At 34.8% G+C, this 23,162-nt stretch carries 25 protein-coding genes; 14 read left to right on the top strand and 11 right to left on the bottom strand.

Features of this window, described 5'->3' with window-relative positions:
- The first annotated feature begins 46 nt into the window (after positions 1 to 46).
- Positions 47 to 781, top strand: a complete 735-nt coding sequence (locus OQ292_RS30755) for an SDR family oxidoreductase (protein ID WP_284688121.1) — start codon at positions 47 to 49, stop codon at positions 779 to 781.
- Positions 782 to 799: 18 nt separating this feature from the next.
- A complete protein-coding gene (locus OQ292_RS30750) occupies positions 800 to 1,717 on the top strand; it encodes a helix-turn-helix domain-containing protein (RefSeq protein ID WP_284688120.1) in 918 nt (305 codons plus the stop codon).
- A 5-nt stretch (positions 1,718 to 1,722) separates the two neighbouring features.
- Here OQ292_RS30750 and OQ292_RS30745 read toward each other — a convergent pair whose 3' ends face one another.
- The gene (locus tag OQ292_RS30745) at positions 1,723 to 2,088 is read right to left on the bottom strand and encodes a winged helix-turn-helix transcriptional regulator (RefSeq protein ID WP_284688119.1); all 366 of its coding nucleotides are present in this window, start codon (positions 2,086 to 2,088) and stop codon (positions 1,723 to 1,725) included.
- 113 nt (positions 2,089 to 2,201) lie between these two features.
- On the opposite strand from OQ292_RS30745, the gene OQ292_RS30740 reads away from it, so the two are divergent.
- Entirely contained in the window at positions 2,202 to 2,999 is a 798-nt protein-coding gene (locus tag OQ292_RS30740; protein WP_284688118.1) for an alpha/beta hydrolase, read from the top strand.
- A 53-nt stretch (positions 3,000 to 3,052) separates the two neighbouring features.
- Positions 3,053 to 3,766, top strand: a complete 714-nt coding sequence (locus tag OQ292_RS30735; RefSeq protein WP_284688117.1) for a DoxX family protein — start codon at positions 3,053 to 3,055, stop codon at positions 3,764 to 3,766.
- 55 nt (positions 3,767 to 3,821) lie between these two features.
- On the opposite strand, the gene OQ292_RS30730 is transcribed toward OQ292_RS30735, so the two are convergent.
- The 6 genes from OQ292_RS30730 to OQ292_RS30705 all read right to left on the bottom strand — a co-directional run bounded on the left by OQ292_RS30730 (position 3,822) and on the right by OQ292_RS30705 (position 12,193).
- Positions 3,822 to 5,162, bottom strand: a complete 1,341-nt coding sequence (locus OQ292_RS30730) for a DUF3526 domain-containing protein (protein ID WP_284688116.1) — start codon at positions 5,160 to 5,162, stop codon at positions 3,822 to 3,824.
- Between the two features lie 2 nt (positions 5,163 to 5,164).
- Complete coding sequence (locus OQ292_RS30725) at positions 5,165 to 6,613, bottom strand: ABC transporter permease (protein ID WP_284688115.1); 1,449 nt, start codon at positions 6,611 to 6,613, stop codon at positions 5,165 to 5,167.
- 5 nt (positions 6,614 to 6,618) lie between these two features.
- On the bottom strand, positions 6,619 to 9,126 hold the full coding sequence (locus OQ292_RS30720) for a TonB-dependent siderophore receptor (protein ID WP_284688114.1): 2,508 nt from the start codon (positions 9,124 to 9,126) through the stop codon (positions 6,619 to 6,621).
- A gap of 10 nt (positions 9,127 to 9,136) precedes the next feature.
- Positions 9,137 to 9,832 carry an ABC transporter ATP-binding protein gene (locus OQ292_RS30715; protein ID WP_284688113.1) on the bottom strand — a complete coding sequence of 232 codons (696 nt, stop codon included), beginning with the start codon at positions 9,830 to 9,832 and terminating at the stop codon, positions 9,137 to 9,139.
- A 739-nt stretch (positions 9,833 to 10,571) separates the two neighbouring features.
- Positions 10,572 to 11,771 carry a GTP-binding protein gene (locus tag OQ292_RS30710; protein ID WP_284688112.1) on the bottom strand — a complete coding sequence of 400 codons (1,200 nt, stop codon included), beginning with the start codon at positions 11,769 to 11,771 and terminating at the stop codon, positions 10,572 to 10,574.
- Between the two features lie 5 nt (positions 11,772 to 11,776).
- Positions 11,777 to 12,193: a MerC domain-containing protein gene (locus OQ292_RS30705; protein WP_284688111.1), complete on the bottom strand. Its 417-nt coding sequence runs from the start codon at positions 12,191 to 12,193 to the stop codon at positions 11,777 to 11,779.
- A gap of 120 nt (positions 12,194 to 12,313) precedes the next feature.
- Here OQ292_RS30705 and OQ292_RS30700 point away from each other — a divergent pair, with 120 nt between their 5' ends.
- The 6 genes from OQ292_RS30700 (at position 12,314) to OQ292_RS30675 (ending at position 16,880) form a co-directional block, all read left to right on the top strand.
- Positions 12,314 to 12,967, top strand: a complete 654-nt coding sequence (locus tag OQ292_RS30700) for an ABC transporter ATP-binding protein (protein ID WP_284688110.1) — start codon at positions 12,314 to 12,316, stop codon at positions 12,965 to 12,967.
- A gap of 27 nt (positions 12,968 to 12,994) precedes the next feature.
- The gene (gene folE / locus OQ292_RS30695) at positions 12,995 to 13,666 is read left to right on the top strand and encodes a GTP cyclohydrolase I FolE (RefSeq protein WP_284688109.1); all 672 of its coding nucleotides are present in this window, start codon (positions 12,995 to 12,997) and stop codon (positions 13,664 to 13,666) included.
- An 11-nt stretch (positions 13,667 to 13,677) separates the two neighbouring features.
- Entirely contained in the window at positions 13,678 to 14,094 is a 417-nt protein-coding gene (locus tag OQ292_RS30690) for a Fur family transcriptional regulator (RefSeq protein WP_284688108.1), read from the top strand.
- Positions 14,095 to 14,121: 27 nt separating this feature from the next.
- A complete protein-coding gene (locus OQ292_RS30685) occupies positions 14,122 to 15,462 on the top strand; it encodes an ABC transporter permease (protein WP_284688107.1) in 1,341 nt (446 codons plus the stop codon).
- The gene (locus tag OQ292_RS30680) at positions 15,455 to 15,895 is read left to right on the top strand and encodes a DUF3299 domain-containing protein (protein ID WP_284688106.1); all 441 of its coding nucleotides are present in this window, start codon (positions 15,455 to 15,457) and stop codon (positions 15,893 to 15,895) included. Before OQ292_RS30685 ends, OQ292_RS30680 begins: the two co-directional genes overlap by 8 nt.
- A 127-nt stretch (positions 15,896 to 16,022) precedes the next feature.
- On the top strand, positions 16,023 to 16,880 hold the full coding sequence (locus OQ292_RS30675) for a phosphodiester glycosidase family protein (protein ID WP_284688105.1): 858 nt from the start codon (positions 16,023 to 16,025) through the stop codon (positions 16,878 to 16,880).
- Between the two features lie 68 nt (positions 16,881 to 16,948).
- Here the strand turns inward: OQ292_RS30675 and OQ292_RS30670 are convergent, their stop codons facing one another.
- Positions 16,949 to 17,335 carry a DUF302 domain-containing protein gene (locus OQ292_RS30670; protein WP_284688104.1) on the bottom strand — a complete coding sequence of 129 codons (387 nt, stop codon included), beginning with the start codon at positions 17,333 to 17,335 and terminating at the stop codon, positions 16,949 to 16,951.
- A gap of 239 nt (positions 17,336 to 17,574) precedes the next feature.
- Here OQ292_RS30670 and OQ292_RS30665 point away from each other — a divergent pair, with 239 nt between their 5' ends.
- The 3 genes from OQ292_RS30665 to OQ292_RS30660 are packed head-to-tail and all read left to right on the top strand — an operon-like array spanning position 17,575 to position 19,037.
- Positions 17,575 to 18,312, top strand: coding sequence for a YiiX/YebB-like N1pC/P60 family cysteine hydrolase (locus OQ292_RS30665; protein WP_284688103.1), 738 nt, complete (start codon positions 17,575 to 17,577; stop codon positions 18,310 to 18,312).
- An 11-nt stretch (positions 18,313 to 18,323) separates the two neighbouring features.
- On the top strand, positions 18,324 to 18,446 hold the full coding sequence (locus OQ292_RS41060; RefSeq protein ID WP_348970688.1) for a hypothetical protein: 123 nt from the start codon (positions 18,324 to 18,326) through the stop codon (positions 18,444 to 18,446).
- Between the two features lie 6 nt (positions 18,447 to 18,452).
- Positions 18,453 to 19,037, top strand: coding sequence for a formylglycine-generating enzyme family protein (locus tag OQ292_RS30660; protein ID WP_348970690.1), 585 nt, complete (start codon positions 18,453 to 18,455; stop codon positions 19,035 to 19,037).
- A 98-nt stretch (positions 19,038 to 19,135) separates the two neighbouring features.
- Here OQ292_RS30660 and OQ292_RS30655 read toward each other — a convergent pair whose 3' ends face one another.
- A complete protein-coding gene (locus OQ292_RS30655; protein ID WP_284688102.1) occupies positions 19,136 to 19,840 on the bottom strand; it encodes a LytR/AlgR family response regulator transcription factor in 705 nt (234 codons plus the stop codon).
- A gap of 13 nt (positions 19,841 to 19,853) precedes the next feature.
- On the bottom strand, positions 19,854 to 20,492 hold the full coding sequence (locus OQ292_RS30650) for a sensor histidine kinase (protein ID WP_284688101.1): 639 nt from the start codon (positions 20,490 to 20,492) through the stop codon (positions 19,854 to 19,856).
- 641 nt (positions 20,493 to 21,133) lie between these two features.
- Here OQ292_RS30650 and OQ292_RS30645 point away from each other — a divergent pair.
- Positions 21,134 to 22,060: a DUF6624 domain-containing protein gene (locus OQ292_RS30645; RefSeq protein ID WP_284688100.1), complete on the top strand. Its 927-nt coding sequence runs from the start codon at positions 21,134 to 21,136 to the stop codon at positions 22,058 to 22,060.
- 66 nt (positions 22,061 to 22,126) lie between these two features.
- On the opposite strand, the gene OQ292_RS30640 is transcribed toward OQ292_RS30645, so the two are convergent.
- Positions 22,127 to 23,029: a 2-dehydropantoate 2-reductase gene (locus OQ292_RS30640; RefSeq protein WP_284688099.1), complete on the bottom strand. Its 903-nt coding sequence runs from the start codon at positions 23,027 to 23,029 to the stop codon at positions 22,127 to 22,129.
- Positions 23,030 to 23,162 lie beyond the last annotated feature (133 nt).

The raw sequence follows: 23,162 nt of genomic DNA, 5'->3' as shown, positions 1-23,162 counted from the left end.
TAATCTTTCGAGACTTTTGTATTGTACTTAAAATTAAAAGCGCAATATGAAAAAGGCATTAATAACAGGAGCAAATAAAAGTATTGGTTTCGAAACTGCTAGACAATTATTACAAAAAGGTTACTACGTATACCTTGGAAGTAGAAGTAAGGAAAAAGGTTTAGCTGCAATTGAAAAACTTAAATCTGAAGGCTTAAACAATGTTGAAGTAATAGAAATTGACGTGAGAGATGCTGAATCTGTAAAAAATGCAAGAACAGAATTGGGGAGTAAAACTGAAGTTTTGGATGTATTAATTAACAATGCTGGCATTAGTGGTGGTTTACCACAAACTGCTTTAACTGTGAGTGTAGACACATTCCAAAATGTATACGAAACCAATGTATTTGGTGTGGTAAGAGTAACACAGGCTTTTATCGATTTATTAAAAAGATCAACTGAGCCAAGAATTGTTAATGTTACTTCTGGCCAAGGTTCTATGACGATGGCTAGCAACCCAGCAGACAAATATTATAATCATAAAGGAGCGGTGTACCAATCTTCAAAATCGGCACTCAATATGTACACAGTTAATTTAGCATATGAGTTACGCGACACTCCTTTTAAAGTAAATGCAGTTTGCCCAGGGTTCACTAAAACAGATTTTAACAACCATCATGGAACAGGTACTGTAGAAGATGCAGGTGCTCGAGTGATTAAATATGCTACTATCGATAAAGATGGACCAACTGGAAAGTATTTTTGTGAAGAAATGTATCCAGAAACTGAATGTCCTTGGTAAAATGTTTTAACCAGTACCATGAGTAAAGAAAACAAAATTCCTCATAGATTTGACTCACTATCAGAATTATGTAGGATGTTGGGTGTACCTAAACCCCAACATCCTTTAATTACTGTATCTAATAATATGAATCGCAGTATTGATATGAGCAAATTACCCAGTCCTCATATCAAAAGCTTCTATAAAATTTCATTTTTAAAAAATGTGAGTGGTCAGTTAAAGTATGGCCAAAGATATTATGATTTTGAAGAAGGCGGAATGATTTTCATAGCACCTCATCAAGTATTAGAAACTCATACTCATCAAAGTAATCATTCTGGATATACTCTGCTTTTTCATCCCGACTTGTTATTGAACACACCATTAGCCAACAAGATAAAGCAATATGGTTTTTTCTCTTATGATGTAAATGAGACTTTGCATCTATCAGAAAATGAAAAGAAGACTATTATCTCAATTTTAACTGTGATTGAAGATGAATTGAAACTGCCGATTGATGACTTTAGCCAAGACATCATTATTTCTCAAATTGAGTTACTACTTAACTATAGTAATCGCTTTTACAAGAGACAGTTCATCACTAGAAAAGCAGTAAATAGTGATATTTTACAAAAGCTAGAAACCTACCTTGATGCTTATTTAATAGATGAACAAGCATTAACGAATGGCATCCCAACTGTTCAAGCTCTTGCTAATATTGTAAATCTTTCACCAAGTTATCTTAGCGATATGTTACGCACACTTATAGGCCGAAATGCTCAGCAGTTTATTCACGATAAATTGATAGAAAAGGCAAAAGAACTATTATCTACCACTAATTTAAGTATTTCTGAAATCGCCTATCAATTGGGATTCGAATACTCACAATCTTTCAGTAGGTTATTTAAAACCAAAACTGATCTGTCTCCAATAGAATTTAGGAAATCTTTCAATTGAAATTATTAAATAGAAATCTCCTTTCCTTCTGCATATGTTTTTCCCCAATCGCATAAGCTTTCAAGAATAGGAACTAAATCTTTGCCCTTATTGGTCAACACATAATTAACTCCAACAGGCACCGAATCTGGAATTTCTTGTTTTACTAAAATGGCATGAGTTTCCAGTTCTTTCAACTGCCTAGCCAACACCGTTTCTGAAATATTAGGGAGTTCTTGAAGCAACAAATGAAAACGGTTATTGCCTTGTGAAATGGAGTAAACAATTTGAGATTTCCAACGTCCGCTAATTACACTTACCGCAGAGTTAAGCTCACATACCTGAAATAAAAACTGTTCATTTATAAAATTACTCGATTGTTCTTTCCTCATAATCAACTAGTTACATACTAACAATTTTGTTAGTTATTGTTTGTATTAAGCCCTGATAAGACCTTTGGCAAAAATAGAAAAATATGCAAAACCTAATAATAATCTTATTTTTCATGGCTTTCAATCAGACACTTTACGCACAAAACACAATTTACATTGAGTCTAGTTTCCTTAAAAAGAAAACTCCCGTTCTCATACATACACCAAACAATTATGAACCTTCAAAAAAATATCCGCTAGTATTTATGCTGCACGGCTATAGCGAAAATTATAAGCAATGGAGTGAGATTAGCGATCTAAACAAGTTGGCTAATCAATACCAAATGATTCTTATTTGCCCAGAAGCTTATGTGAGTTATTATTTAGATAGCCCTGAGTTAGCAGATTCCCAATACGAAAGTTTTTTCTTTAATGAGCTTATTCCTGAAGTCGAAAATAATTACCATGTAGATCATCAAAATATATTTATTACAGGTTTAAGCATGGGCGGATATGGCGCTTTGAGTCTCTTTATAAAACATCCAGATTATTTTAATACAGCAGCTTCTACAAGTGGCGCACTTGAATTCGACTATGAAAACTTTAAAAATATTAGTTTGCAGTTTTTTGACTCCGAAAGAATGAACAATGATCTAAAAAGAATTTTAGGAGATCCTCAGCAAACAGATTGGCAACAATACAGCATATCTACTTTACTCAAACAAAATGCTCATTTTAAAAAAGGATTTTTACTAGATTGTGGCTTGCAAGACCCACTACTCGACAATACTCTACAGATAAAAGAATTGGCTTTAGTTAAAAAACTACCCATCAAATTTTCCATTCAACCAGGAGAGCACAATGCAGCCTACTGGACAACATCAATCGAATATCACTTTGTTTATTTTAATCAACATCTTAAAAAAGGTTGAGGTGGGAATATTTAAATAAAGTTGATTTCTTTAAATTTATCCTCAAAAGATAAATGAATACCGCACTAAAGCTCGACCAATTACACGCAAAAGTTAAGTATAATATCTGGTTTAAATATTTTGCTGTATTTAATAGAATTATACTTGCAGCAGGATTTACTCCATCGGGCTTTGTTAAAATCAACAATGAAAGGTTTACTGCTTTAGCTAATAATCATCCGATGGGCCACTATTTGGAGGCATTGTATCACACCGGTTATTACTATCCCTTTATTGGTGTAATGCAAATTACCGCTGCAATTCTACTTTTAATTCCTAGAACAGCAACCCTCGGTGCACTCATCTATTTCCCAATTATATTAAACATCTGCATTTTGTCTTTTGCAGTTCGATTCGATGGTTCTTTATTCACATCACCATTAATGGTATTAGCTTGTTTATACCTAATTTGCTGGGATTACGACAAAATTAAATTCATCTTACCCTTTAAATATTCTACAAAGAATGATTCAAAACCAGTTGATAAAGTTTATAGTAAGAAATTCCCCTTCGCTTTTTTCAGTGGAGTGTTCGCTACGATGCTTATAGTGGTTTTTGGTGTAAACAAAATTTTTGATTTATACCCAAGAAACTCAATCTCCGAATGTCAAAAACAATGTAATGATAGTGATAATCCCGAAGCATGTATCACATTTTGCGAATGCATCTACAACAATGGAGAGTCACTTGATAATTGTTTAGAAGCGTATGATAATGCCGAAAAATAATTATCAAAATGCCTACACAGTTTCAAAGGAAACTGTGTAGGCACAAACAGGACTCCTATATTTTCTGTAATCTTATCATCGAAATGGCAGAAATAAGTAATGTAATGAGTACAACTGGTAACAATCCATTTAACCAGTTTACTTCTTTTGTTTTTGCTACATATTCAGGTGTAAACTGATTCCAATTCTCTGATAGCACATCTTGATTATCAAATATTTTAGGATAAAAATACAACCTCATTTTCTCATGGAATTGATTGGTGGCATCAAGAAAATTCATATGATCGCCCAAACTGGTTCCTGCAATGTTGTTAAAGGTCAGTTGTGTATGAATCGTCGGGATGAACCAACCGATAAACTGACTTGCTTTTTCTCTTTGCAAAATCTTATTTTTCATTGCATCACTATCTTCTTTGGATTCATCATCTCCCATTTGTTGCATGGCATAATACCAAAGCCAAGTAAAACCCTCTTCAGAAAAACCATACTTTTTAAATTGAGGATAATCTGCATAAAACTTCTCCATAGTCGGTTTTTTTTCCATATCCCATTTTTCGTGATAACCATCTCTTTGCTTAATAATGGTACTTAATGCTTCTGGAACAGGATATTTATTTGTCATGTAATTGTTCAAACCGGCAGGTAACAGAATTACTAAAACCAACCATAAAGAAAGTAAGCTAAGAATATTAAAACTCGAACTTTGTTTTAGTGAAACCAACAACAAACTGAGTGCAAACCAAAAAGCAATATACAGCACACTTAATAACACAAACACCAAAAATGCGCTATCAAAAGGAATTGATAAGACAAACTTTGCAATGAAAAAAAGTACGACTAATACAGTATAAATGGCAATTACTCTTACTGAAAATTTTGCTAGTAAAAAAGCTATTTTAGATTTTGCTTGAACTGCCACCAGTCGCCAAGTACCACTTTCTGTTTCTTCTGAAAGTAAGTTATAGGTTAGTGTAATGATTAATAGTGGAAATAAGCAAATAATTACAAAGCCTAAATCGAGGTTGCCAGATTGCAAACTAACCGGATTGATTAAATCAGTATCGTATTTTTGGCCTTCCAAATTTAGAATAGTTACATTTTGCACATTTGGATTAATATCGCTCTGCCCAATTGATAAACCAGCTAAATTCTCTGGTTGATTGATTAATGCAAATCGTAAATAGTAAAGCAACAAACCCAAATCGTCTTTATGGTATTCCACATTTCTCAAAATACCTTCTTCCTGATACTGACTAATTTGATCAGCGGTTTGCTCTTGCTTAGATAGAAATTGTTTGCCTATCAAAATACTCACAATTCCTAAAGCCACTACCAAAACCAAACTGACTTTGATGGTAGTAGATTTAAAAAATTGTCTGATCAATAAATTATACATAATTAAAGAACTTTAGCTGTTTTGGTAAGATTGATAATGAAGCCGACTGTTAATAAAATCCAGCCTAAAAGTGATAGGATGGATAAAACTTCGCTTTTGAGCACTGAGCCAATAGACAAAAAAATATATTCAAAATCTGGAAATTCTTCCCAATGTTCTTGCCCAATCACATGCGTTTTCCCTTCAGAACCATGAGTTTTATTTGGACTGATATATTCCATTTGCAGCTCATTCATTTCTTGAGCAAGGTTATATCGATAGCTTTCTGCCTGCATCTGAAAATCTGTATAGCTTACAAAATTTGTCCCGGTGAGAGCCATAGAAATATTTTTAATGGCAATGTACGGGTTGATTATAGCTCCAAATCTCGAAACCAGATTTTGGCTTCTGTAAATATCCAATAGCTGAGAAAAATGCTTATTATAGATTTCTGAGCTATTTTTTTCTCCAATGCTCATCACAAAGCCGCCATAATTGAAAGGTAAGTCTGTTACAGATTCAACATTATATTCATGAAGTATCGAATCTTTTAAAGACATAAAATAGGGATCATCCGGATTGTGGCTATCTCCTTTCCTCACCAATTCATCTTCAATTTCAGATTTGAATTTGATTTTAGAAGGTGAAGGATGAAAATAACTGCCTAGTGCTTGAGAAGTTTTGGGCATCAAAACCACAAAGATTAACCAAATACCTAAGAGCTTCACCAATGCATTTTTAGATTTTTGGCTAGTCGCTGAAATACCTATCGTAATAAAACAAAGTATAGCAAAGAAGATAAAGTAAGCCGAAAATACTGCGATAAAACGAATCAGAATATCTGCGTTCAAGTGAGCATCACTGAGTAGTAAGAAAAAGAGAGTAACCAACAGCACCGGAATAAAAAACAGCTGTACAACTGCCATTAAACCCAAAGATTTTCCTAAAAGAATTTCTTTCCAACTAGCTCCTTGTGTAAAGGTTATTTTTAATGTGCCGTTTTCTCTTTCTGTTACAACCGTTGCAAAACCGAGAAAAAAGATACACAATGGCAAGATTGTTTGGAGAATCATCGCCATACTTAACTCACCAAAACGCAACAAACCAGTTGAGAAACTAGCCTCAGAGAAATTAACTGTGTTTTGTTTATGAGCCTCTAAAAAAACAGCTGTACCAGTAAAACTTTCTATGCCAAAATCTAACATACTTAATGGATGCTGCAAACGAAAAGCAAAAGTGCCAAAATGTGCCATTCGGTGCGGGTGTTTATCAGGATTTGCTTCCCAACTTTCTCTTGCTTTTTGCTGGTATTTTGCCCTCATTTCATTTTGAGTTCGATTGTTTTGCCAACCACTTTGAGCAGCAAAAAATAGTAGCAAGTAAATGATGACCATAATAGGATAAATCGCCTTCGATTTGAAAGTATCTTTCCAAAAATGGCTGGCTATCAAAAGCAGTATTTTGTATTGCATCTTAATTAAAAATTATAGGTAGTAGTTAGCATTAAATTGCGCGGGGCTCCCGGAAACAACCTCAAATATGTTTGTGCTCCTTGCCAATACACTTTATCGAAGAGATTATTTACCTTCAACATCATTTGTAAATCTGTTTTAGCTGGCTGATAGTAAATTGCCATATCGAATATGGTATAGCCGGGCACCGTAAACTCTCGCGTGTACCAAGGTATTTTTTCACCACTATACAACACTCCTAGACCAACACCTAAATTTCGTAATGAACTGTTTTCTGAGAAGTTGTATCTCGTCCAAAAGTTGGCACTGTGCTTAGGTGTATTTTCTTTTCGCTCTCCGATTAAAGAAGCATCTGCATCACTCTCGATAGTAGCATCAATGTAACTGTAGGAAGCCATTAACTGCCAATTTGGTAAAATATAACCAGATAAATCTAACTCAAAACCTCTACTTCTATCTGCACCTCTTTGCACCAAAGAATCTGGATACTCCGGCAAGTTTGCATTCATCAAAATATTTTTCTGATTGATTTCGTAAACCGCCATTGTTACATTAAGCTTGTCATCCAAAAAAGAACTCTTTGCTCCTACTTCTTTTAAATCACTAATGAGTGGTTTAAATCGGGCTGGTGAATTGGTATCCCAAAAATAAGCGGTAGTACTTGGCATTAATGAAACTGTATTTGACTGAGGTTGATAACCTTCCAAATAAGTCGCATACACATTTATGTTTTCTGTAAGCTCATAAACTAAACCTACTCTGGGAATAATGGCTGTGTTTTTAAAACTAGCTTCACCTGTTGCATCAAAGTTTGTAATATCTTCAAACCATTCTCTCCTCAAACTTAAAAGCGTAGAAAACTTTCCGATTTTAAATTGATCTTGGATGTAAACTGCATGTGTACTAGTTAAAGTAGATGGAATGGCAAACTGCGAGTTGATAACATAATCCTGAATATTTTTTATAGAATAAGAAGCAGTACTTAAATCGAAATGTGGCACATTTGGTTTGGGCATAATTACACCATCTACCTCAATGGTTTCATAATTTTCTGCATTGCTTACATTAAAACTATTGGTAACTGTTCCATCTTTTAGCAAATATCCTCTGGCTGAGTTTTGCCCACCGCCTTTGGTTTTGTGCCATCTGCTAAGATCATAACCAACTAAAACCTTGTTTGTCGCCTTGCCAATATCAAAACTATAATCGAAGTATACATTTAAGTTATCTGTATCCCAAAACTGCTGGCGCTTTATATATCGCATGGCTGCCATACTTGGAATAGCATTATTATCAATATCTACAGCAAAAGCATTGGTCGTTCTGTGTTCTTCCAAATCTTCGTTCCAAGTTTGCTTCATGTAAGAAGCATTAAAGTTTAGCTTATCTGTAAAACTATGGGTGATATTCGCCATCAAAATCATGTCTTTTGAGGTGAAATAATCATTAATTGCTCCCAAATTTAAGCTAATTGGCGTGCTATTTAAATCTGTAACTCCAGCAACTACACCAAATATCGGCTGACCTCTATCCAATTTGCCCTGAATATCACTGTAAATCATTTCTACATTAATTGCAGTTTTATCATTTGGCACAAAACTGATCGACGGAGAGACTAATAAAGCATCATTATTAATTAAATCGCGGTAAGATTTTCCTTTTTGAACCCCAACATTTAAGCGATAAAGTAAGGTTTTAGACTTGTTCAATGGACCAGTAAAGTCTAATGATCCTCTTAAAGTACTGAAACTGCCTACTCCAAAACTGACTTCTTTTCTATCTTCTATCAATGGTTTTTTAGTTACCATGTTAATGCTACCACCCGGATCTACACTCGAAAAAGATACAGAAGCAGGACCTTTTAATACTTCTACCCTTTCGATGTTGGTCGTAATTGGTTGCACAAAATAGTACTGATGCGTTCGCATACCATTGATGATCTGCCCCTCTTCGTTTTGAGTAATTCCTCTAATGTTATAATGATTATAAAAACCAGATGGCGTTACACCCGCTACAGTTTTAACTGCCTCAGTTAATTGAAAAGCCTGCCTATCGCGAATAAGCTCTTTGGTAACAACCGAAAGTGCTTGAGGTAGCTCTTTGTTTTTGATACCTATCTTGGTGGCAGAGAATGAATATTCGCTGTTGTAATCTTGCTGAGCTCTACCAAGAATCTCTACTGTTTGCAACTCTTGATCTGAAACAATTAGATCAATCTCTCCAAGGTTATAAGTCTCCTTTTTATCAAAAGTATATTCACTGATATGAAGCTCATAACCCAAAAATCTCACCTCCAATTTATAAGCACCTGTGTTATCTAAACTTATCTCAAAATTGCCTTCTGCATCTGTTACACCTCCTTTTCTTTCTTGATTATTTTTTAGCTCAACAGTAGCCCCGGGAATTTGACCATTTACAGCATTCGTTACTTTGCCTTTCACAATAAGCTGAGAATAGGCAAGCAGATTTATATGAATAAAAATTAAGGTTGTTAGTAAAAGTTTTAGTTTCATTTCAATTGGGTTAGATGGTTTTTAGATATAATTCCTGAAGCTCGTTTGCATCTACATCTTGCGTATTTGTATGATGTACCAGATTACCTTCGCGCATAATGCCGATTCTAGTGCCCACATTTACTGCATTAAAAATGTCGTGTGTAGCCATAAAAATTGATTTACCACTGGCTGCTAATTCTTTACAAATAGCCGTAAATTCTGCGGTAGCTTTTGGGTCAAGTCCGGATGTTGGTTCATCCATAAAAATGGCTTTTGCATTTTTAGAAACAGCAATGGCAATGCCCACCTTTTGGCGCATACCTTTAGAGTAAGAAGACAAAGGTTTGGAATGAGCCGACCTTTGGAGTCCGGTTTTATCAAGTAAATCCACTAATTGATTATGGGAGTATTTGAACCCCGCAAGTCGGCTAAAAAAATCTAGATTTTCTATTCCAGTTAAGTTTCCGTAGAGTTGCACGATCTCTGGTATATATGCTAAAGCTGCTTTAGACAAATTGCTTGAAGTATTCACATCAATATTGTCTATTAAAGCCTTGCCTCCATCAGGTTTTATAAATCCTAAAAACAAGTTTATAGTAGTTGTTTTACCTGCTCCATTCTGACCTAACAAACAAAATATTTCACCCGGTAATACTTTGATGTTCAGGTTATCCAAAACAGTTTTATTATTAAACTTTTTGGTCAAGTTTAATGCTTCGATCATCTTAAGTTCTATTTAATTTTTGAGTTTAATTCAGTTAAAAACCCATGAGCGTTCAATGTAATTTTGCATAATTACACAGCTCAATTTTCCGTATTGTACAATGTTATAGATGCTTCAGTTGACGAATAAAAACATAATTATTCATCATGAAATCAATCTACAAGCACGATACAATCCTTGGGTTAAAAAAATTGATTAGTGCTAATCAGACCGTTTGGGGAGGTGCCCGCAATTGTGAATAAGTCTGATGGAATTGGTATATGTTATAAAAATATACCGTTTTTGATAGTTCAAATTTACGATTGAGAAATGGAGTAAACTCGCTCTCTATTATTAAGTTTTGACTGAAATGTAGATTGCACAGATCACAATCTGCTAAAATTCTATTTACAGTTTGTGTTTGTTTTAAACTTGTTGGTAGCTGAGATAAATTGCTCTTACTATTAAAATCAGTTTTAAAAGAATTTAATAGAGTTGAAGTCTTGTAGCTATAATTACTTTCTTCTTGTATGCTATGATGGTGGTAACTCAAATGCAGATAAAATAATATCTGATAACCTGTGTAAACAGATAAAAGAAGTATCGAGATTATATTTCTGCGTTTTTGTCCCATAGCGTTTCAACAGCAAAGAAAACAAAATAGAATTACATATGCAACAATGTTGCATATGTAAAAATTGATTATTTAACTGCGCACATTATGAATAAAATTCTCGTCTATTTTGCTTTCAAGTATCTGTTAGATTGGCCAATTATCTTCGAAGTAATATTCCGAATCCATTGACATTTCTTCTATTTCATTAATTAAGCAGTGTTGGAGCTCTGTTTTTATATTTTCTATATTCAGGTCCTGCCCAATAATTACAATCTCATTCATACGATCTCCCCATTTGTTATCCCATTTTTTTAAAATAACTTGCTCGTTTTCTATAAACATAGGATTCATAAAGCGATCTTGATCGCTAATTGCTGCCCACCATTTGCCATAAGGTTGTGCCTTGAGCGAACCTCCTGCTTGGCTCCACAATAAAGCTTCATCTGGGCGAGATGCAATCCAAAATAAACCTTTGCTTCTGATCACACTAGCAGGCCAATAGCTACTTACATAATGCCAAAATCTTTCTGGATGAAAAGGTCTTCTATCTCTAAAAACAAATGAAGAAATACCGTATTCTTCGGTTTCGGGTGTGTGTTCGTTATTCAATTCTTTAATCCAGCCAGCAGCTTGTTCGGCTTTGTCGTAGTCGAACATTTTAGTGTTGAGTATTTCTTTGGGATGCACATTTCCAAAAACAGCTTTAATAATCTTTGCTTCCGGATTCAACTTCATGATCATGCCTTCTAAAAGTTTTAATTGCTCTTGGCTTACCATGTCCGTTTTGTTGAGCAAAATCACATTGGCAAATTCCACTTGGTCTGTTAGCAAATTCACAATAGTTCTTCCGTCTTGTGAATCGTCGGTCATGTTGCGGTTAAGTAGTGTATCTGCACTGCCAAAATCTTTAAAGAAATTGTAGGCATCTACCACAGTCACCATGGTATCTAATTCGCAAAACTTGGTTAAATCGTAGAGTTCGTTTCCGGTAGCAAATGAGAAAGTTTGCGCCACAGGTATAGGCTCAGAAATGCCCGTACTTTCGATAAGTAGATAATCAAACTTATTCATTCTAGCCAGTTTTTCTACTTCTATCATTAAATCTTCGCGCAAGGTACAGCAGATACAGCCATTACTCATCTCAACAAGTTTTTCGTCTGTTCGAGAAAGTTCTATTTCATTTTCTACTAGCTGGCTATCTACATTTACCTCGCTCATATCATTTACAATTACGGCCACTTTTAAGCCTTCGCGATTATGCAGCACATGATTAAGTAAGGTAGTTTTTCCCGCACCAAGAAAGCCACTTAGCACAGTTACTGGTAATTTTTTGGTTCCTAACATTAAGTTTATGAGTTATTATTTTGAGAAAATTTAGCGCACTTTATACTCGATTGATGGCTTAATCTCCAGTTAATGATGTGTGCTGTGGCTATCAAAACTGATCCGCAAGAAGTGAGTAGAATTTCGTTCCATTCAACATCTTGAAACTGACCGAATGCGATAAAAATAAAGCCAATGGTTACCACGATTAATGCCAATGATTTTTGGTGTTGCTTTCTATAACCTTGCACCAGAGCAAATGAGGCAACGCAAAAACTCACAAGTATAATGGCCATCTCAACCCAAGGATTATTAATAAATGAAAGCCCGATGAGTGGTGCCAAGTTCACTAAAAAAGGCAAAGCCAAGCAATGTACGATACACAATACTGAAGCAGAAAAACCAACAAAATCTAGATGAAGTCCTATAAAACTGTTCTTCATATTTAAAAAAATATTTAATGCAACAATGTTGCAAGAGTAAAGCTTATTTCTTAATTATGCAACACTGTTGCATTTATTAAATGCTATCAATTTTTTTGATACTGATTAAGAATTTGCTTTATGTTCCGAACACGATCGTTATTTTTTGCTTATAACAAACACACCAGTTTTCACTTTCCTGATATTGATCTGGAAGCTGGTGAAAACATTCTAGTACTAGGTGAATCTGGTATTGGAAAAACTACTTATCTGCATTTAATGGCGGGTATTTTAAAGCCAAAATCTGGCTCAGCAGAGTTGATGGGAAAAACATATCACGAGTTAAAATCTAGCCAATTAGATCGATTTCGCGGGCAGTATATCGGGCTTATTTTTCAGAAACCTCATTTCATACATGCTTTAAGCTTAGAAGAAAACCTGACTTTAGTTCAATCATTAGCTCATAAAAAAACAGACAAAAATCGGATTCATCAGGTATTAGACGATTTAGGGATTATCCGTCATAAATCGAAAAAAACGTATTTGCTCAGTCAAGGAGAACAGCAAAGAGCAGCCATTGCTATGGCGGTGGTTAACCAACCCAAACTATTATTAGCAGATGAGCCAACCTCTAGCTTAGATGATAAAAACTGTTTAAAAGTTGCCAATTTATTGAAAGAACAAGCAGCCTCAACTGGCGCACATCTGATTATTATTACCCATGACCAACGATTGAAAAGTCAGTTTCAAAATACTATAGAATTACAACAATTACAGAAACCAGTTTTAAACTAAAAAATCAATTCAGTGAAAACATTGAATATGAACGACACCAATAAAAAATTAACCGAAAGACAGCATTTTGAATTTAACGGAGACAATCACTTATCAACCTCAATAGACACTGCACTTAGAAAAGATGCCTTTGTAAAATCTGATGAAGAAAAAATTAACAATATAGAAGTGCTCTTTAAAGGAATAATGGAAGAGCTTGGTCTCGATCTAACAGACAATAGCCTTAAAGGAACACCTTATCGCGTTGCCAAGATGTATGTAAGTGAGCTTTTTCATGGACTCAATCCCGTAAATAAACCTTCACTTTCAGTATTCGATAATCATTATCAGTACAATAAAATCTTGCTTGAAAAAAACATCACTTTCTCTTCGGCTTGTGAGCATCATTTTTTACCCATTGTCGGAAAAGCACATATAGCTTATATCTCGTCAGGCAAAGTAATTGGGCTTTCTAAACTGAATAGACTGGTAGAATATTACAGTCGCAGACCACAAGTACAAGAGCGCCTTACACTACAAATTTTTAATGAACTCAAAAGCACGCTGAATACAGAAGATATAATTGTGATGATTGAAGCTGAGCATTTGTGTATCTCTGCTCGCGGAGTAAATGATAAAAGTAGCAGCACTACAACGCTGGAATATGGCGGGAAATTTACGGAGGTGAATATGAGAAATGAATTCTTTCAACTACTATAAAGCTTGAAAATATGAGCAAGCAGATTGCTATCAACATTCTTAAACAACATTCGCAGCGCGCTACAATTAGAAGAATTGCCGTATTGGAATTTCTAATGGAACAGGCCAAAGCCTACTCATTAACAGAGATGGAAAGACTATTATCCATCAATATAGATAGGGCGACCATCTATCGCATTTTACAAATTTTTGAGACAGAAGGATTGGTGATAAAAATGATCGACCTAAATGGCACATGCATTTATATGTTTAACAACCAGAACCACAACGACTCAAAAAAACATCCGCATTTGCGATGCAAAAAGTGCGATAAAATAGTTTGCTTGCCATGCCTACCGAATGAATACATGGATAAACTAGACGATTTTGAGATAAACCAAATCTATTTTCTGATGGAAGGGACTTGTAAAGAATGCCTAAGCAATTGAACGATTTGCTATCTAAAATTAAAACAAATGAATATTTATAAACTCAGCTTTCGTAATATGAGCAGCCGACCGCTTAGTACACTACTTAGTTTGATATTGCTTGTATTAGGTGTGGGAATGATCTCTTTGTTGCTGCAAGTGAGCAAACATGTAGAAGAACAAATGGAAAATAATATTAAAGGAATTGATATGGTGATTGGTGCGAAAGGTAGTCCTTTACAACTCATTCTCTCAGCGGTGTATCATATAGATGTGCCAACTGGAAATATTCCATTAGAAGCAGCTGAACAAATTAGAAATAATCGCTTTGTAGAAAAAGGCATTCCCCTCTCCTATGGTGATAGCTATAACGGTTTTAGAATCGTGGGTACGAATCATGAGTATCCAGAATTGTATGGAGGCAAAGTAATCCAAGGGAAATTATGGCAAGCTCCATTTGAAGTAACCATTGGCATTACGGTAGCTAAAAATCTCAGCCTAAAATTAGGTGATACATTTGCTGGCTCACATGGTTTGGTAGCTGGTGGTATTTCGCACAAAGATCAACAATACAAGGTTGTAGGAATACTCAATTACTCCAACTCAGTATTAGACAGACTCATTCTTACCGCTACAGAAAGTGTTTGGGAAATTCACCACCATGAAGAAGATCATGTTGCATCAAAGAAAAAGCAGAAAAACCATCATTCACATGGAAATAAACAAGAACATGACGAACACAATGATCACCTTGCTAATGCAGACGCAGAAATTCATAATGAAGATGAAAGCCATCACAATGATAAGCTAGAAGAGGAGCATCATGAAAAAGCGCATCAAGCTGATCGTGAAATTACAGCCATGCTCATCAATTTTAGAAGTCCGATAGGTGTAATTCAAGTACCGAGAATGGTAAATGCCAATACAAACATGCAAGCGGCAGTGCCTCTTTACGAAATTAGAAGACTGTTCAGTTTGATGGGAGTTGGAATAGAAATGCTCAGTTCAATTGCTATTATCATTATGGGCGTATCAGGATTAAGTGTATTTATTAGTCTTTACAATGCATTAAAAAATCGGCAGTACGAAATGGTCCTGATGCGCAGCTACGGAGCCAGTAGATGGTATCTGGTTTGGCATGTGGTGCTAGAAGGTTTAATGCTCACCACGCTAGGTTTTGTACTTGGAATAGCTTTTAGTAGAGTGGGTTTATTTGCTATTTCAAAGCTTGTACAGGCAAATTATCACTACTCTTTTTCAAATTGGAATTGGTTACCAGAAGAAGGATGGCTATTAGCAACTTCACTTTCAATTGGATTGCTTGCCGCTATTTTACCCGCAATTAGAGCCTTTAACTTAAACATCTCAAAAACACTCAGCCATGCATAAATTATCATTTATCCTATTCGTTTTTTTTAGTTTGCCAGTTTGGTCGCAAACCAGAATTACTTGGGAAACGCTCGCAGATGTAAAGTTTACAGATAAATATAGTGAGGAGGTAAAAGCCTATTATTACTATCCTCATTTTGGCACAACAGTAAAAGAGCTAGAAGGTAAAGAAGTTTTTATTAAAGGCTTTATTTTAGCGCTAGAACCCAAAGAAGATATTTACATTCTCTCTCAAAACCCTTATTCATCGTGCTTTTTTTGTGGAAATGGTGGACCAGAATCCATCATCGAGCTTAAGTTAAAACCCGGCTATCCTAAATTTAAAATGGACCAAGTTGTTACCATGAAAGGTCGAATGAAATTGAATAAAGACGATATTTACCAGTGCAACTACATATTGCAAGAGGCTGAGGTTTTTGAAGAGCGATGGTAATAAAGGTAGTTACTTCTACCCAAAGCTACATAGCCATGAAATTTTGCTTAAGAAATCAAAAACGACTGCTTTCTTAGGCTTTTAATCTTTAATTTTAGATGGATTAAAACAAAAGTCTATTTTTTCTATGTCGCTAATTACGTCTACAAACAAACTCTTAAAGCAGATTACCTTTTGCATTTTAGTAGTATTTTTCACTCAATCAATTTCTGCTCAATCTAACCAGACTGATACCATCTCTTGGGATTCTAAACAAGTAACAGATGGATTAAACTGGAAACAAGCGCACACCATTCTTTTTGATGCTCCTCAAAATATAAACATATTAGAAATCAATCTTAAAAAGAGATTAGTGACGCTTGTTAATGACGAAGAAACCAAGTATTTAACCAGTGAATTTGCCAGTGCTAACAAGGCCATAGCCGCTATTAATGCTGGTTTTTTTGATGTGAAAAATGGAGGTTCTGTTACATATATTAAAGTCGATGGCAATTTGCCCTCAACTGATACCACCAAGTGGAAGGTTACCGAAAACCTAAATGGTGCTTTTATCATCAAAAAAAATAGAAAATTCGAAATTGAAAAAGCAGGGAAATACAACGACTACACATCCAACAAAAAGTATGATGATGTGCTAGTAACTGGTTGTCTGTTGATTGATGAAGGAAAGAAAGTGGAATTGAATAATTCTGCATTTGTAACTAAAAGACACCCTCGTACTTGCTTGGGTATTGTAGATAAAAATACTGTTCTGCTCGTCACTGTAGATGGCAGGTCTGAGCAAGCAGCCGGTATGAGTTTAGATGAACTCACAACCTTTATGCAGTCTATCGGATGTAAAGAAGCCATAAATCTGGATGGTGGAGGTTCTACTACTATGTGGATTGGAAACGATATAAATTCGGTGGTGAATAATCCGTCAGATAATAAACAATTTGATCACGGTGGAGAAAGAAAGGTGGCTAATGCCTTAATCGTGAAATAATCGAAATTAAACCATGAGAGATGAGTAAGCAGTATACAAGTAATACTACTGCTTACTCATCAAAATGATTAAAGACTATTGATTACAGAAATAAGTTTATCTCTAATTTCTGTTGCAATTCCTTCTAAATCTTTATTTTCTACAGATTGCATCGAAGCCATTGGGTCAACCGCAGCAACTTCTATCCCATTTTCCAACTGTTGCACGATTACATTACAAGGCAACATTGTTCCGATTTTATCTTCTGCCAGTAAAGCTTTATGCGCATATGGTGGATTACAAGCTCCGAGTATTCTGTAAGGCCTAAAATCCGTATCCAGTTTCTTCTTCAAAGTTGCTGTTACATCGATTTCTGTTAAAATCCCGAAACCTTCTTCTTTTAAAGCGGCTGTAACATATTCAATGGCTTCATCGAAACTCTTACCAGTTAAAGTTTTAGCATGATAGTATTTCATTTTATGTTTTATTTTGGTTAATAATTAAAGTTCATTTAGGTGTAATAACTTAAGAAGTAATAAGGTAGTAATGTTTTTTTTCTAAGCTATTTTTATTCCTTTACTGTTTCATTTGAGGGTAAACTTTATAGGCAAACACTGTAATACCTTTATAGTGTTTTATACTATTTCAAAATATATAATGTGCTTCTTTGTTAAGTATCTATCTTTGTGAATTCTTAGATATTTCTTTAAAATTCATGAATAAAGCACAATTTATCTTTTTACTGTTATTGATTAATCTTTCATGTGAAACAAGCAAAAAAGGACAGCCTGTTAATCAAGCTAACTCGCAGACAAGCTTCGATTATTCAAAATTTGAATTAAAGTCTGGTGATATCTTATTTCAAGATAGTGATTGTGGCCCTTTTTGTGAATCGATAGAAAAAGTAACATTTGGGATTGATGGATCGAAGTTTTCTCATGTGGGTATGGTAATTCAGAAAGAAAATGGTGAACTCATAATTTTAGAAGCAATCACAAAAGGAGTTGTAGAAACACCTTTAGATAACTTTTTTATTCGATCTTTTGATGAAGATAATAACAGTAAAGTTGTAGTAGGAAGAATTAAAAAAGAGTATGAATACCTTGTTCCTCAAGCAGTTGAATTTGCTAAAACTAAGTTAGGGTTGGCATACGATGATGTATTTGATATTTCTAATGATAAATACTATTGCTCAGAATTAATATACGATTCATTCAAATATGCGAATAATAATGAGCCAATATTCCAATTGCAAAAAATGACTTATAAGGATCCAGAAACCAATAAGACCTTTCCTATTTGGGAAAATTATTTCGAAAAACTAAATGTTCCAATTCCAGAAGGTGAACCTGGATTAAATCCCGGAGGAATGTCGAAGAGCGATTATATCGATATTGTTCACTTTTATGGCAAGCCCGAAGGATATAATGGAGAGGCACATTTATTAGATTAAATGGAAGTTATTTGAAAAACAACATAGGATCAATAATGAATAAAGTAGATAAAAATGTAATTGATGAGTTATATGTGAACATTCCATCTGGAACCGTAGACATGAGAGACGATCGAAAAAAAGAAACTTGGTAGGTTGATATTGATTCATTTGAACTCAGCAAATTTCCTATCACACAAGAAATCTATAAAGCAGTAACAGAAAAGAATCCCTCTACATACGTTGGCCACAAACTACCAGTAGAAACAGTTTCTTGGATTGACGCGGTAAATTTTTGTAATGCACTTTCTAAATCTTTAGGAAAAGAAAACTGCTATACCATTGACTTGGTAACCGAAAAAGTACTCTTGAACTCAAACGCTAATGGGTATCGATTACCAACAGAATCTGAATGGCAGTACGCCTGCCAAGTAGGAACGAAAGACATTAGATACGGTGAATTAAATGAAGTTGCTTGGTTTAAAGAGAACTCCAATAATCGGACTCAAGAAGTTGGGCAAAAGCAACCGAATCAATGGGGGCTTTACGATATGTTGGGCAATGTTTGGGAATGGTGCTCAGACATCTATGACGAAACTGTTTACGGAACATATCGTGTATTTCGCGGTGGTGGCTGGTGTGACCAAGAAAGAAGCGTGATGGCAACAACACGAAGAAGAAGTCATCCATTTTCGTTCAAAATAGATGACTTAGGGTTTAGAATAGCAACTAATTCGGAAAAATAGAGCAACACGGAAAATATCAATAATATGGTTTACTTTCTCAGAAACATGTTTTAAGTATATCAAACAAGAGAAAGTATTAGAATCGTAGAGCAATAGATTTATAAACCTTCAAAGTATTTAATCACCAATTCTCTGTAAGACCTGCTGATGGGTAAAGACTTGTTTTGCAGCTCTACATATTCATGTGTGTAAGCTGTTATATAATCTGTAGAAACAATAAATGATCGGTGAATTCTCAAAAACTTGCCAGTCGGTAACTTTGCTTCAATATTGGAGATACTTTCTCTAGTAATAACTGTATTTTCTGTAGTGTAGATTTTAATATAATCGCTCAGACTTTCAATGTGAGTAATCTCACTTAAGGTTATTTTCACCATTTTCCGATTGCTGCGAACGAAGATAAATCCTTCATTTTGTTCTGGAAGTTCATTCATCAAAACCGGACTATTCTCAGATTTGTATTTATGTACTGCCTGTAAGAGTCGCTCTAACGAAATCGGCTTTAACAAATAATCTACCGCTTGCAAATCGAAACCTTCCACAGCATAGTCACGATAAGCGGTAGTAAAAATCACCTTTATATTTTTATTGATAGATTTTGCCAAAGAGATACCAGTTATACCCGGCATTTTTATATCCAAAAATATCAAATCAACAGCTTGGCTATTTATCAATTCAAATGCTTCTATCGCATTTTTGCAAGTGCCAACCAAGACCAATCCATCTAGCTTTTCGATATGCATTTTTAATATCTCTCGGGCAGTGGGCTCATCATCTACCACCATACAATTAATCTTCTTCATCTTTGACTTGCCTTTAGTAATAGATTTCTAAGTTAACAATAAAAGCATCTTCCTCCATCGAAATATTTAAGTCGTGCCGATCTGGATAAAGCAATTCAAGTCGCTTTTGAATATTACTAAGCCCAATTCCAGCATTGTAGGAAATAAAATTACAAGTGTTTTTTACATAGAAATGCAATCGGCTATTTGTGCTGCTAATAACTATATCTATCAAAAGTAATCCATCTGTAAGCGCGCCATGCTTAAATGCATTCTCTACAAATGGCAAAAGAATTAGAGGGGCAATCTGTTCTTCATCATTTTCGATGTCTAATTTCATCCTTACCGAAAGCGTATCTTCAAACCTTACTTTTTCTAAATCTATGTATTGATTGAGATGTTTTAACTCGTCTCGCAAACTTACTCCCGGTTTGTTTACCTGATACAAAATATAGTCTAACAAATCCGACAATCTCAATATTAAATCGGGTGTTTCTGTAGATTGCTTGAGTGCAAAACCATAAATCGTATTAAGTGTATTGAACAGAAAATGTGGGTGAATCTGACTTTTCAATAAATTTAATTCTTGCTCTTTTAATTTGAATTTACTCTCAAAAACATGTTGCTGTAATTCGTTATTTCTAGCTGCTGCAATAAAGTTATTTTTTAGCATACTTATAAAGCTAATGCACATTACAAACAGATAAACCAAGATTAAAATAAACACATAGTTCCTGCTCATAGGAGGTATATCTGTTACGCGCAAATTGGGAATATAAGCGATAGATAGGATGAGTAGTAAAAGCGTACAAAATGTGGTAAAGAGCACAGTGCTCACTAAATAAATCCCAAACGAAAGTATTCTTTTAGTCAATAGAAATTTAGGGATTAAATAGTAGGTGATAATGGAGCTGCTTAATGCTGTAATAGGCAATAATACACTTGAAAACACCAATACATAAGAGGCATTATTTGATTTATAACTGAAGAAATAGATATAAAACAACCACACACAAGGCCAGAAAATTAGATGCCTAAGCCAACGATATTTTTTACTTAAGAACAATTGCATAGTGGATGAAAAATAGTGCAACAGCCTGAGAATTTCCAAAACAATCGGTAGATAACTTTTAAAGAAGAGGATTTAACCTATTTAGCAGGAGTTTTTACATTTTACTACAATGATAAATTCTGCCACCTGCTTAATTGGTTGTTTCTTGTCTTAATCTAGTAATTCGTCTCAAATATATTTTTTGTATTGCTAACTGCTGTACAATTGAGCTCTAGTTATTAATACAATTAAAATTTTAGAAGATGAAGTTTACTCTTAGTATCGTAATATTTTTACTATCTATTACCACTTGTACCGCGCAAAAAAGTGGCGAGCAATATCTGCAAGAAGGTAAACCTGATAGTGCCGCTTATGCTTTTGGTACTGCTTTACTGTCTGCCACAAAAACTAAAGTGATTGAAGAAAATGCCTACAAACTAGCCTCTGCCTGTGCGCTTATTTATCAGGTAGATACTGCTTTTTACTTTTTAAATATCGCGCTCAAAGATAATTACACATTACTCCCACTAACCGATTGTAATTTCTATTCTCTATCTGAAGATGCTCGTTGGCAACAAATTGAGAATGCTCAGTTTAAGAAATTTCAAGAAAAAAATGGCGCACTTAAAGAAGCTGAGTATGCTAAAAAATTACTGCGGTTAATTATGAAAGATCAGGCATTGGATTACTATATGGATCTGGCTAAAAACTATTTCATGCAAAATGGAAATATTCCCCATTGGTGTTATCCATTAGGTGATTTAAGAGGTAGAATTACAAAAGACAATTTTGAAAATATGAAAGTCATGATTGCCGAAAATGGCTGGCCAACGTATTCAGCAGTGGGAGAATTGGCAGCAGATGCCCCGCTTCTGGTTATTAACCATCACGAAAGTGATTCGGTGAGAAAAGCCTATCTAGCTCAAATAAAAGAAGCTTGCCTCAACGGTGAAGGTAGTTGCATGGAATATGCTAAAATCCATGATAGAGTTCTTGTAAACGAAGGAAAACTCCAAGATTATGGAATGCAATTTCGATACAATGAAGATAGAATTTTAGAACCATTTCCCATTAATAATCCAGAGTATGTAGATCAGCGAAGAACCGAAATTGGACTTGAACCGCTAAAAGATTATTTAAAAAGAAAAATTAACTACGATTGGGAAATAGCACAAAAAGTGACTGAATAATTGACTTAAAGTCAAAACCAATCACTCTGGTAATTCTACTAGAGTGATTAGTATATATTAAAAGGCCTAAATAAGACTCAACAAAGTTTGATAAAGCTTTTCAGTTTCTTTCATTTCGAAACCTGCTTCTCTAGCTGCCGATATCGGTTTCTGATACATGTATTTAATTTCTAAAGGCCGGCCATTATCAAAGTCTAGCTTCATACTCGGATAATAAGGACTCATATTTTGAGTAAAATTAATCATTACATCAGCGGCGGCTTCTGGTAAATGAATGCCACATGCTCTTGCACCTTGAATCACCTCCTTCATAATGGCTTTGGTTTGCTCAAAACTCTGCGGCTCCGATAAAATCTGTGTAGTAGTTTTATTTAATACCACAGATAAGCCATTAAAAGCCATATTCCAAATTAGCTTTTTCCATCGTACTAAATTCAATTCTTGCACAGTAGACTTAACCCCAGCTTCAGCAAGATTCTTAGAAAATTCTTCTAAAGTTGAAAGATCAGTCACATTGTAACTGGCTAAGTCTAGATCACCATAAGCTTGGTGCACTATAACACCACTTTTGCTTTTATAAGCAGCTATTAATGCGACTCCTGCTGCTATTTGTAAGTGCGGTAATTTCTTAGAAAGATCTGCTTCTAACCCTAGTCCATTTTGGCAAAGTACCACAATGCTTTTTTCATCTGCTATTTCTCGCAGAATTTGAGGTAGTACTTCGCTATTTTGGGTTGATTTTAATGCTACCAAAATAATGTCTGACTTGGGCATATTAGCCACATTTTTATAAGCATTTACCTCAGGTATAAAAATACTTTGATGTGCTTCTGATTGGAGATGAAGCCCATGCTCTAATACATATTCGTAATCGCTACGCAAAAGAAAATGCACATCGTGCCCTGCATTTGCCAACATTAAACCGTAATATCCGCCTATCGCTCCTGTCCCAATTATTGATATAGTCATAATAATTCTTTAACTAATTGTATTCAAACACTTCTAAAAAAGAAGACGGTTACTATCCAATTGGCTCCTGATTATCTTAGGAATTTCTAGATAGAAGAAATCTTTTTTCGTGTCTTCAAATTTATTATTCTAC

This window comes from Chondrinema litorale (assembly GCF_026250525.1).
Lineage (GTDB): Bacteria > Bacteroidota > Bacteroidia > Cytophagales > Flammeovirgaceae > Chondrinema > Chondrinema litorale.
The sequence above is the reverse complement of the archived record's forward strand: the minus strand, read 5'-3'. Positions and strand labels throughout refer to the sequence as shown.